We start from the raw sequence: 12,870 nt of genomic DNA, 5'->3' as shown, positions 1-12,870 counted from the left end.
TATTTAATAAAATTCTCTTAAAAATTCATAGTAAGTCTTGCAAACCAATTAGCACCAGTTGTACCCATTTGGACCGGAGCATATTTAAAAACATTATAATATGAATTTTCATATATTTGCTTATCAGGAAAAACATCAAAAACATTATTTCCGCCAAGTGTAAATACCCAATCTTTATTAATCGTATAAGCAATACTAAAATCGGTTACCAACTTTGGATCATGATGTTGCACGCCTCCAAAAGGGTATCCATCCCTAGTAACTTTCCCAAAATAAGTATTTCTTATTAAAACATTCCATTTGGGTAAGCTGTATGTTAAGCCTAAAGATGCTTTTGCTTTAGGACTCAATGATTCTATAATATTGGTTTGATCCGGTCCAAAATATTCATCTCTATTTCCTTCAAAAACATCCGGGAAATGAAAATCTACTATCTCCGTTTCAGTATAATTTCCTGACAAGCTAATGTCTAAATTTCCTTTTCCTAAGCTTACTTTATAAATAGCGACAACATCAATTCCTTTGGTTTCTGTATCGACTGCATTTGTAAAAAATCGTGCACCTTCCACTCCATAAGATTCAACTTTAGCATTAACAAACTCACTAGTCAGTACAATTCGATCTTTAACTTTTATATAGTAGGCATCTGCCGTAACGTATATTTTATTTGTAGGTTTAAATGTCAAACCTGCGCTCGCATTTATTGATTTTTCTTCTTTAAGCTTTTCAATTCCTAAAGCTTTGGCAAGTTGACTGTCATTAGTAAAAATTCCTTTAGAAACTATGCCAGAACCTGAGTTTGCTATACTTGCAAAAGAATTATTAAAATATTGTTGTTGCAAAGATGGAGCTCTAAATCCATTGCTAAAAGCCCCTCTTACAGCAAAACCATTAAGATATTCATATCTCAGAGCCAATTTTCCTATCAAGGAATTACCAAAATCGGAATAATGCTCATATCTTCCTGCTAAATCACTGGTAAATTTTCCTTTCTTAAAAGCAATATCGGTATAACCGGAAGCATTATTCCTATCTTTTTTTAATGCATTCTGGGGTGAAAATCCTATAAAGCCTTGTGATCCCCCTTCGCCTAATATATCTGAGGGATTTGTTGAAACCGTTATCGGATTTCCAAATTTATCATAACGCATCCAAGAGCCATCCTCTCCTGCCTTAATTTCATATTGTTCATATTTAAATTCTCCTCCAAAGGCAATCGTAAATATTTCATTTATTTTTTTAGAAATATCTAAATTTAATGTATTCTGTAAAAATTCATGTCCTCCTGCTTTGAATTCGGTAGGCGAATGAACACCTAAAGAAGCATTATTAGTTTGGGAGGTTTTATAATCAAATATGTTTTCTCCAAAAGTATTACTAAGGTCTATAAACCAATTATTGTGGTTATATCGTGCACCTGTAGAATTAGAAATATCATATATGTTTGATTTTAATAACGGTTGAAAGCCTACTGGGTATAATTCCGCTACGACATTTTCTTTTTCACTAGGAAGTCTTCTGAATTCCGCTCCTTCTCCCTGCCTTAAACTGGCACCGCCGAAAGAATAAAATTCAATTTTTTCAGATAATGGGTAAATGGCATTTACAAAAAACTGCTGATTTTTGATTTGGGCATCTCCGACCCGAAATCGAAAATTCTTTTGGGAAAGCTTCTTTTCAGCCATAATCTTTTCATCATCTAATCTTGCTTGGTTGGGATCGGACGCAAAATCATAGGCAAAGTTATCTCCAAACTTATCCAGATTATTATCATAGGAACGATTCGTTTTATTTCTTTGGCTCACTACAAATGACAGATTTATACTACCTCCTTGATCTCCCAATTTTGTACCGTAGTTTCCGCTGAAATTATAATTTTCTCCATCATTTCTATTAGTTAACCCATAGGTTACTGACGCTGATCCTCCTTTATTTTTCTTTAAAATAATATTAATAACACCTGCTATAGCATCTGAACCATATTGCGCAGCTGATCCATCACGTAATACCTCTATTTTTTCAATTGAAGACACCGGTATTGCGCTCATATCCGTGCCTACTGACCCATTCCCAACTGTATTTTGATAATTTACTAAAGAAGTTGTATGTCTTCTTTTGCCATTAACTAAAACTAATACCTGATCGGGGCCCATTCCTCGTAAAGTAGCAGGGTCGATATGTTCGGTACCGTCAGAAGAAGATTGTCTAACAGAATTAAAAGAGGGAACTAAATAATTCAATAAATCATTCACTGTTAGTTGTGGAGATGATTTTTCAATTTTCCTGACATCTATTACATCAACTGCGACGGGAGAATTTACCTTAGTACGGTCGGAATTACGACCTCCTACTACCACAATCTCCTCAAGGTCTAATGAATCAACTACCTGCTTTACTTGAGCATTAAAAACATTAGTAAATTCTAAAAGTATACTTACAATTAACAAAGAAACTTTTTTCATTATTTTTCTTACAGTTACTAAATTATATTTTATTGAAACTGTATCAAGAAAAACCAAAAAAGGAAAAAAGAAATTATTCACTAACTAACCAAACAACACACCAACTAGTGAATTACTCATCTTCCCCCATTTAGGGTTGGAATTAGCACCAAGCCCAGTCAGGCCGGTTGCCAAGGTATCATAGGGCCAGTCCCTCCTCCTTTCTTGATAAGCAATGTAAATATACCATTATTTTTATAAAAAAATAATTTTATATTATATATTTTTATCCCGAATGCTAAGGTAGTTATTTTATCTTAAAAAATCTAACTAAAAGAACTATTCCTAATCCGAATAAGGAAATAAATGCAAAAGAAACTTGTAATGAAAATTTTTCTGATAAAAATCCTATACAGGGAGGGCCTAGAAAAAAACCGATAAATCCTATGCTGGTTATTATTGTTAATGCTTGTTCAGGGGAAGTTGTTTTAGAATTTCCGGCTAAGGTATATACTAAAGGAACAATGGCAGATATTCCCAATCCAACAATTATAAAAGAAATAAGAGTGACGATAAGAGAAGGAAATAAAACAGCGCTCATCATTCCAATAAATATTAATATTCCACTATAAGTTAAAGTAATTGTACTGCCAAACTTACGAACAACAAAATCAGAAATAAATCTTCCTGACGCCATAGCTGCCATATAGGCAGTCAATCCATAACCTATATATCTTTTATCTGATTTTACTATAATTTTCATATATTCATTTGACCAGTCGGTCATGGTGCCTTCAGCGACCATAGCAAAAAAAGCTAAAAAACCTAATACTATAAGATAATTATCGGCTATTCTGAATTTTAATGTTGAGTTGCTTTCTTTTGGCTTGTCTTTATCTTCATCTGCTAATAAAAATCTGAAGAATAACAAGGATACTACTATTCCTGTGGAAGAATAGAATATAAAATGTTCAGAAGGCGGAATACTTTTGGCAATCATTATAGCTCCTAACCAAGAGGCAAAAAATCCACCGATACTCCAAGTACCATGCATTGAACCAATAATCTGTCCTTTATAAGATTTCGATACATTAACCGCTTGGGTATTAATGGCTATATTAGTTAGATTCCCTAAAGCACCGTAATATATTAAATTTAATTTCAACTGCCATAATTTTCCGCAAAATCCTATCCCTATTAAGCATATAAAATATAGAATTATACCTATAAGGGTAGATTTTTTACTTCCGATCATTTTAATTAAATGCCCAGCAAAGGGCAAGGTTATCAACGTACCTATTGATAAAAATAACAGTACCAATCCCCAATCAGCATCAGATACTTGTAAGGATGATTTTATGGTAGGAATGCGCGATGCCCAAGTTGCTGAACTTCCTCCAAAGAAAAAGAATAAAAAGGTTACGGCTATTCTGGGCAAATGCTTTTTATTAATCATGACTTATTAAAATATCAAATTTTTATCTAAAAAAAGCCTGCTTGATTGAATCAAGCAGGCTTTCACTTAATTTAATAATTAAAATTTTATTTGCTATTAGGAGATTCATTTTCAACCTCCATCACTTTTATATCAGTGCTATCCTTTTCTTTATTTAAACCTATATATAAGTGATCTCCATCATGAATAGATGAATTAATTATCTCTTCAGCAATTACGTCTTCTACATATTTTTGTATAGCTCTTTTAAGTTGACGAGCACCAAAATTTTTGTCCCAACCTTTTTCTATGATAAATTCTTTTGCTTCCGGCGATAATTCAACTTTATAACCGATTTTAGCTATCCTATCATAAACGTTTGCTAACTCTAAATCTATGATTTTAGAAATATCATTTTTTTCAAGGTTATTAAAAATGATTACATCATCAATTCTGTTCAAAAATTCAGGAGCAAAAGTTCTTTTTAGCGCATTTTCCAGTGTCGATTTAGCTCTGATATCTGAAGAGGATTTTTTGGCAGAAGTTCCAAACCCTACTCCATCACCAAATTCTTTTAATTCACGCGTACCGATATTTGAAGTTAAGATAATTATAGTATTTCTAAAATCTACTTTTCTACCTAGACTATCGGTTACATGTCCGTCATCTAAAATTTGTAATAAAATATTAAATACGTCCGGATGTGCTTTTTCAATTTCATCTAAAAGAATTACTGCATATGGTTTTCTTCTTACAGATTCGGTAAGCTGCCCCCCTTCTTCATATCCTACATATCCTGGAGGAGCTCCTACTAATCTGGAAATAGCAAATTTTTCCATGTATTCACTCATGTCGATTCTGATAAGTGCATCGTCCGAATCGAATAATTCTCTTGCAATAACCTTTGCCAATTGAGTTTTTCCAACTCCTGTAGCTCCTAAAAATATAAATGTTCCTATAGGTCGATTAGGATCTTTTAACCCTGCTCGATTTCTTTGTATGGCTTTAACCACTTTATTAACAGCTTCGTCCTGACCTATAATTTTACCTTTCATTAAATCCTTCATTTGAGCTAATTTTTTAAGCTCTCCTTCTGCTACTCTTTGCACGGGAACTCCACTCATCATAGAAACTACTTCTGCAACATTGTCTTCGGTTACTATCTCTCTATGCTCTCTTGAGGATTTTTCCCATTCTCTCTGTGCATTTGCTAATTTATTTTCTATTTCTTTCTCTGTATCTCTTAATTTAGCGGCTTCCTCATATTTTTGACTCTTTATGACCTTTGTTTTTTCCGCTCTAATTTTCTCAAGTTCTTTTTCATAATTAACAATTTCCTTAGGAACTTTAATATTTTTGATATGAACTCTGGATCCAGCTTCATCTAAAGCATCAATAGCTTTATCCGGCAAGTATCTATCTGTGATATACCTTGTTGTTAGATTTACACAGGCTTTTATCGCCTCATCGGTATAAGTCACATTGTGATGCTCTTCGTATTTATCTTTAATTTGATTCAAAATAATAATAGTTTCTTCCGGTGAAGTTTGTTCAACCATTACTTTTTGAAAACGTCTTTCTAAAGCTCCGTCTTTTTCAATGTATTGTCTATATTCATCTAATGTTGTAGCTCCTATGCATTGGATTTCTCCTCTAGCTAAGGCAGGCTTAAACATATTAGAAGCATCTAGCGAACCTGTGGCTCCTCCAGCTCCTACAATAGTATGAATTTCATCAATGAAAAGAATGATATCTGAATTTTTTTCAAGTTCATTCATTATTGCTTTCATTCTTTCCTCAAACTGCCCCCTATATTTGGTTCCTGCAACTAGACTTGCTACATCTAAGGTAACTACTCTTTTGTTATATAATACTCGGGAAACTTTTTTTTGTACAATTCGTAATGCCAATCCTTCTGCAATAGCAGATTTTCCAACACCTGGCTCTCCTATTAATAAGGGATTATTCTTTTTTCTCCTACTTAAAATCTGTGATACTCTTTCTATTTCCTTTTCTCTTCCTACTACAGGATCTAACCTTCCTTCCATCGCAGCTGCGGTCAAATCTCTACCAAAATTATCCAACACAGGAGTTCTACTTTTTGATTGATTGGATCTTCCTCCTTTGGGTGCTTCGTATTGATTGCCCTCACTAATGCTCTCTTCTTCAGAAAACTCATTGACTGGTTGATCGGTAAAATCCTCTTGAAATTGAAATCTGTACTCTTCCCTCACTGTATTTGCATCTATATTATACTTTTTAAAAATTTGGGTTACAGGGTCACTTTCTATTCTCAATATACATAATAACAAATGTATAGTTTCTATTTCCGGGCTTCTAAAAAGTTTTGCTTCTAAAAAGCTGGTTTTTAATGCTCTTTCGGCAGCTTTAGTAAATGGAATACTACTCCTATCTACTTTTATATTAATGTCTGGTTTATTAAGATTTTCAATTTTTTGTTTTAATTCTCCTAAATCAACATTTAAACTTTGAAGTATGGTTATAGCTTTACTATTACCTTCACGTAAGATACCCAGTATAAGATGTTCTGTACCTAAATGGTCATTACCTAAACGTAATACTTCTTCATTACTGAAGCTTATTACATCTTTTACTTGTTGTGAAAAATTTTCGTTCATGTATGACTTACTGTTCTATATTTAACTATTTTATGATTTGAATCTTGCATTTATCATGCCAGTTTAATTATCGGTTATTTTGTCATATATTTAAGGGATATATAATCTTTTTTTATGATAAATATAACATATTATTTTAAAAAATCATATAAGGCCCATGCTATTTTTCAGGAACGTATATTATTTCTCCACTTTCAAGCTCATAGGCAATACCAACCTTTTTCCCTTTTTTACCCGATGATTTTTCTTGAGAAGGTGTATATTTATTTATTTTATTTCCTTCTTTGGTAATGATTTCCATGTCATCTTTTCCCGGATTTTTGACAATTGTAAAATCTTCTTTTGAAAAGACTTCACTCATATTTAAATTCATCACCATTGCCACCATTAAAGCTACCGCAAATACCATAGCTACATCGAACAAATTTACTATCACACTAAGTGGATCGGTATCTTCTTCTTTTAAAAATCTGTTGATTCTTTTTCTCCTTCTCATTTTAATTTATGTTTCCTGTTGCTATTCTTGCTACATAATCTAAATTATTAACCTCTTTAGCATACCATCTTTGTTTAACTTGTAAGGTTACTAATCCAATGGCACTTACTACCAATCCAACTACAGTGGTAGCAAATACTACTTGCATATTATACGCCATGCCTGAAATATCGCCGGTAGATAATCCAACTAAAGCAGGGCTCATTGCTATTAATGTACCTATTAATCCTAATACAGGACCTAATTTTGCGAGCATTTTTGATAACGACAAATCTTTTTCCAGATCATTTTCGAAATTAGAAATAGTGAAATCCGCATATGCTTCATTAATTGTATTATCCAATAGTGATTTTAAATATTTTATATACAAAGAATTATCTTTTTTTGGCAATGCTATTTGTAATTCTTTTATGGATTCTTGAGTCAGAGTTTCAATTAGAGGATTTACTATTTTATCATTTTTTCTTTTTGTTATAAACTGATTGTAAAAACCTCCTAAGAGAAGCAACGAACGTGCAAATAAAATAAGTAAGATAATGATATCCGGAATTAATAAACTATTTGCTACCCAAAATAATACTTTTGATATAATTTCCATTTTTAGTTACTTTATTTTTATTATTTTTTTAGTTTTAACGATTATTTAATCTTTTTCAACTTCCATTTAATTCTATTTCCTAAAAAGCCTACAATAAAAAAGATAAGAAAAAGTCCTATAGATAAGAATATATATTTTAAGTTTATCGATTCTTCAGACGTTTTATATACTATTTTTCCATCAACCGTTGTAATGAGACCTAAAATACATATCAGTAGGCTAACAATAAAATGTACTTCGAGCCTTATATCAATTTCAGGAATAACTTTTTTGATAAACAAAATTCCCATAATTATAAGCAGGAGGAAAAAAAATGCATAAAGGAATGTTATGGTGAAAAAGCTTCTGCCGGTAAATGTAAAGATAGATTGGGTCAAACCATAGAATATTACTAAAAAGAGCAATAATCCCGGATAATATTTTAATACAATCATGACTAATTTACTTTTTTTCTTTCCAAACAATTCCTTCAATGCGGCAAAACAAAAGGCAAAACATATGGTGGATTCTACGGTTATAAGTACTGACACATTTTGCATCATAACCATATTAGATAAAAAATCCTCAATCTGTGTTTTAGATTGTTTAATAGCCAAAGGATAAATCAATAATATAAAAGCTGCATACATTACTATCATTATCCCAATCTGTCCTATTTTCCAAAAACTTAGCTTAACCATGCTATTTATCACTATAAGCACCATTAATAGTTGTAGGATTAATTCCATAAGCTCAATTTATTTTATCTTAACCGTTTTTTCTTCTTTTCTTGATATAAATTATAAGTAAAATAATAACGATGCATATGCCTGCGACAATAATAATACTGTTTATATTAGTTTTTTCTGATTTAGAAATACCTTTGGATACTTCTTCTTTTTTCAGAACCATACCATCCTTGTTGGCAGATGTGGATTCTCCTACTTCTATTTTAGTAAGTTGTTGCTTATATTCTGCAGCTTGTTGAGATTCTACCTTATTGGCAATATAATTCTGTAATTTTTTGTTATTCCCTGAAAATCCTGCACCTGAATGTCCAAACTCTTTCACGATCTGTGTATGTAACAAAGCCGTTTGCTTTAGTTGTTCATCAGTTGCCTTCCACATGCCTTTTCTGGATGTTTCTAACATAATCGCCGTTATTTCTTCTAATGCAGCAGGACTAACTTTTTTGAAAAATTCTTTCGTACCCAGATTAGTTTTATCTTTTACATATATATCATAAATTTGATTCCACATTTCATTATCAATTACTTCAGGCTTCATGACATTCCAACCATAGGTATTGGTCACTACTTCTGTTATATCGGCAGCACTGGAAGCTCCTCCTTTCATTTTTTCTTTTATATATGCCGGATTGAAGATGGTCGTACGTGCTTCTACTCCAATGGTCTCTTTTAATTCCTGCATTTTGAAATTATTGTGATTTCTATAATCTGCAAAATAAGCATCAGGGTCTTTACCTGTTACATTGCGTATAGCTAAATTCATTCCTCCCATGAATTCATATACATGATCTAAGCTTAAAGCTCCCCAGGTATTACTCTGTCTAGGATGTACAACCATATCTGTATTTTTTAATACAGCTTTCAATAAACCTTTATGAAAATTTCCCCAGTTTTTATCACTTCCATAAATTGCTCCCATATTATTTATATAGGTTTCTGCTATTTCTTTTTCATTTTCCCATTTGTCTCCGCTGGTAACCATTTCTTGAATTCCGGTCCCATACATTCCGTTTACTCCACCAAATATACGCTGTGTAGATATTTGTCTTGCCTCTTGAGGAGATACTCCTTCATCTACCAGACTTTTTTCTATATCTAAGGTACTTTGAGCTACTAAATTTTCATATTTTGAATCTTTAGCTGAGGCTGCCATTTCAACCGCTCTGGAAATAAGAGCTAATCGAGAGGCAGCTAGATCACGAAACTGTCCGGATGTTTGTACTACAACATCGATTCGTGGCCTACCTAAAACATCAGAATCGATCAGTTGTAAATCAGATACTCTTCCAAATGCATCTCTTATAGGTTCTACTCCTAACATATATAAAACTTGAGCTATGGTTGTTCCCTCACTTTCAATAAATTCACTACTCCAGAATGTGTAATTTACTTTTTTGGGATAAGTTCCATGTTTGGCTTTATACTGAGCTAAGGTTGCATTTACAAGGTCTTTACCTCTGTCCCATGCTATTTCAGTAGGGGTAGATTCCGCATTAATGGAATATAAATTTTTACCCGTTGGCACTCCATTTGGATTGGCTACGGCATCTCCTCCTGAAGAAGGCTCTATATAACCTCCCGATAAGGCATTAATTAATGATTTAAATTCTAATTCTGGACTTAATTCCAGGTTCTTTTCATATTTTTTTATGTTAGTAATCGTTCGTTCTATTTCTATTATAGCCCTCGCTCTTGCTTTTTGTTCTTTTGTATACACCACTTCCTTTTCAGACATTCCATGCATCGTTTTCTTTTCAGAATTTGGATGATGTGGAGCTTTAGCATTTTTTTCTAAATCTTTATGATCGTGTTGTGCGGACAAAGTCGAAGCAGTATTCTTATTATCATCTGGTTGTTTGGCATTCATTGAAGGCTTACCAGCTGTACTTTTAGTGCTTTTTTTAAATTTCCTTTTTGGAGGAGATATAATTACTTTAGATTGTTCTAAATCTTTTTCTTCAATACCAGCAAAATTGCAAATTAATGTAGTATTTACTTCTTTTCCGGCTAATACTTGATTAACCAGATTTTTAGCAATATCGAGATATTTTTGTCTAAAGAAAACTTTATTTTTTAATTGTTTTTCCGTAACCTTTCCTCTTTGCTTATCTAAACTAGCTAAACTATAAGCTATTGGATCTGTACTCATAGCCAGTACTGAAGATTTTATTTTATCTTTAGAATAAGGTATTCCAGATGTATAGAGATGACCTGTCATTTTTTCATTGGAAATTTCTTCCGCGAAATTTTCAATTCTTTCAATTTCCTCAAATTTATAAGGTCTTGTAAGAATGCTGTCTAAACGCAAATCTCTATGAAGTCCCATTTTTACCGCTATTTTTTTCACTTCTAACGATGCTACGGGTTGATTTTTTTCTTCAGATTTATAGTAATATTGAATCTTATCCTGCAATTGCTTAAATTGAGTACGGGTCTCACTTTCCATAAATGCAGGGGTTAAATAAGATATAAGAGTAGCATAGGAACGTCTCTTAGCCATCATACTTTCTCCGATATTTCCTATGGTATAATAATAAAAATGAGGTAAAGTCCCAACTAATCGATCCGGCCAGTCATTATTGCTTAATGCAACTTGTTTTTGTGGAGTAAACTCAAGACTTCCATGGGTACCAAAATGAATAAGTGCATCAGCACGGAAACCATTCTGAACCCACAAGTATGATCCTATGTAGGTATGAGGGGGTGCACTTTTTGCTCCATGTATAATTGCAAAGCTGTCCTCTCCCAACCCTGCCATAGGCTGCGGTAACAAAACAATATTGCCAAATTGAATTCTAGAAATTGCTAAATATGAATTCCCGTTTATATTTTTACTCATATAATTACCTGGTGCATCTCCGTAAATAGAAGTTACTTCTTCATATTTCTCCTGAGTAAGCGTCTTTTTCGCCCAGGATTCATATGTATTTTTATCGATCAATTCTGGATTTCCATTTTTCAAAAATTCGTCAAAGGCACCATGTGCATATGTACTCATTACAGAACCTTGAACCATGAGCATGCGTTCGAATTCCTGGACGTTATCGGGTAAATTATCTACTTTATAACCTTCTTGCTTTAATCTTTTTAAAAAATTATACAGTGAAGGTACAGTCTCTAATCCCTGAGCAGTTAAAGATTCTTTCCCTGGACCTTTATAATAATAGATTGCGATTTTTTTGTCTTCATTCTTTTTCTTCTTCAGTTCTATAAAATTGTTAATAATTTGTATAAAATTGGTCAGCCTTTCAGGTACTGCTTTAAACAGGTATAGGTTTTTCCCTGTTAATTCTTGTGTATTTAAAACATAGGGATAAACAGATCCGTCTAATTCCGGCATAACTACACTTTGAGAAAGAAAACCTCCCATCATTCCCATAGGATCATTTATCCATTCTTCTTTTGTTTTTAAAATCGTAAGCGGAGTAAAAACAGGAATATTCCTTTCTTTTAACCAGTTAATTGCTTCCTCTGCATTTCCTAATGCTAATCTTCCGTGTGCAAAATGGATAACGGCATCGGGTTGTATTTCTTTCAAAAATTCAAGTCTTTCAAAAGTGGATGAAACAGGGTATACATTAAATCCTCTTTTTTGTAAGGAAACGATTAGACTATCTAGATTGTCTCTATTTCCGCTATACGGATCATTTAACCCTCCTAGAATTGCTATCTTGGAAGCTCCCTCTTTATAAAATTTTTTGTTCTTAAGGTACGCTTCGTATTCATTTATATTTTTAAAGGAAACATTTTCATCTATATGATAATATACATCTTCGGCTGTTTCCACAGCTGGATCCGGAGAGTTTACAAAGAATCTTTTCTTATCAATATTTTTACGGACATATCGAGCAAGACTTTGATAGTTTTTTTTATTTCCACTATCCATATAAGACTCGATAGCTTTTCTTTTAATACTGTCTAAATTACAGAGATTATTTTCTGGATTGGTAGCACGGTATATATAGAAGGGAATTCCATCCTCCATTATTTTTTTTAACTGTTCCCTATCCTCAGCACTAGCCTTCATTCCCATACCAAAACCTAAAATAAAGTCATAATTTTTTAGTTTCGACAAATTATCTAAGGATACTTCTTCGAATTGTATGAATTTATCTTTATTGGATTGTATAAGACTTGTGGTTTGAAATTTTTGGAAATTAACCAAAGCTATTTTAGTTGGAGAGGCTGTTTTTTCCCAAACTATCCAGCCTGTTACTAGTAAAAGCATGCATAATAAAACGCTGAATAAGAGCTTCTTTTTTTTCATTTTTATAATATTTATGTAAAATATGATTGTTATTTATTTTTATTATTTTTTATCTTAGTCAAATAATTATTTCTACTTCTGCTTATTGGCTAGCTGTCCAAGAGAGTATTTACTCCTTTCAGATATTAAATTTTACTTTTATTTGAATAAATTAATGCTTGTCGCTAGACCTAAATTTATAAATATCAGACAGTCTGAATGATAATAAAATACCCCTCTTTTATATTTTTTAATTTATGATAGTAATAATTTATTTTTATCAATTT

General features: G+C 32.4%; 7 protein-coding genes and 1 riboswitch. All 7 genes read right to left on the bottom strand.

Annotated elements, in window-relative coordinates; all coding sequences use genetic code 11:
* Positions 1-17: 17 nt before the first annotated feature.
* Positions 18-2,462: a TonB-dependent receptor gene (locus tag Q0T35_RS05215; protein ID WP_295841241.1), complete on the bottom strand. Its 2,445-nt coding sequence runs from the start codon at positions 2,460-2,462 to the stop codon at positions 18-20.
* Between the two features lie 113 nt (positions 2,463-2,575).
* A riboswitch (SAM riboswitch) is annotated at positions 2,576-2,676 on the bottom strand.
* Positions 2,677-2,748: 72 nt separating this feature from the next.
* On the bottom strand, positions 2,749-3,897 hold the full coding sequence (locus Q0T35_RS05210; protein WP_295841240.1) for an MFS transporter: 1,149 nt from the start codon (positions 3,895-3,897) through the stop codon (positions 2,749-2,751).
* An 86-nt stretch (positions 3,898-3,983) separates the two neighbouring features.
* Positions 3,984-6,515 carry an ATP-dependent Clp protease ATP-binding subunit gene (locus tag Q0T35_RS05205; protein WP_295841239.1) on the bottom strand — a complete coding sequence of 844 codons (2,532 nt, stop codon included), beginning with the start codon at positions 6,513-6,515 and terminating at the stop codon, positions 3,984-3,986.
* A gap of 160 nt (positions 6,516-6,675) precedes the next feature.
* The gene (locus Q0T35_RS05200) at positions 6,676-7,011 is read right to left on the bottom strand and encodes a DUF2149 domain-containing protein (RefSeq protein ID WP_293918076.1); all 336 of its coding nucleotides are present in this window, start codon (positions 7,009-7,011) and stop codon (positions 6,676-6,678) included.
* Position 7,012: 1 nt separating this feature from the next.
* Positions 7,013-7,609, bottom strand: coding sequence for a MotA/TolQ/ExbB proton channel family protein (locus Q0T35_RS05195; RefSeq protein WP_293918074.1), 597 nt, complete (start codon positions 7,607-7,609; stop codon positions 7,013-7,015).
* A gap of 41 nt (positions 7,610-7,650) precedes the next feature.
* Positions 7,651-8,337 carry a hypothetical protein gene (locus Q0T35_RS05190; RefSeq protein WP_295841237.1) on the bottom strand — a complete coding sequence of 229 codons (687 nt, stop codon included), beginning with the start codon at positions 8,335-8,337 and terminating at the stop codon, positions 7,651-7,653.
* Positions 8,338-8,356: 19 nt separating this feature from the next.
* Positions 8,357-12,604, bottom strand: a complete 4,248-nt coding sequence (locus Q0T35_RS05185) for a cobaltochelatase subunit CobN (protein ID WP_295841236.1) — start codon at positions 12,602-12,604, stop codon at positions 8,357-8,359.
* Positions 12,605-12,870 lie beyond the last annotated feature (266 nt).

This window comes from uncultured Apibacter sp. (genome assembly GCF_946479295.1).
Lineage (GTDB): Bacteria > Bacteroidota > Bacteroidia > Flavobacteriales > Weeksellaceae > Apibacter.
Note: the sequence above shows the minus strand (reverse complement) of the source record. Positions and strands in the feature narration are given on the sequence as shown.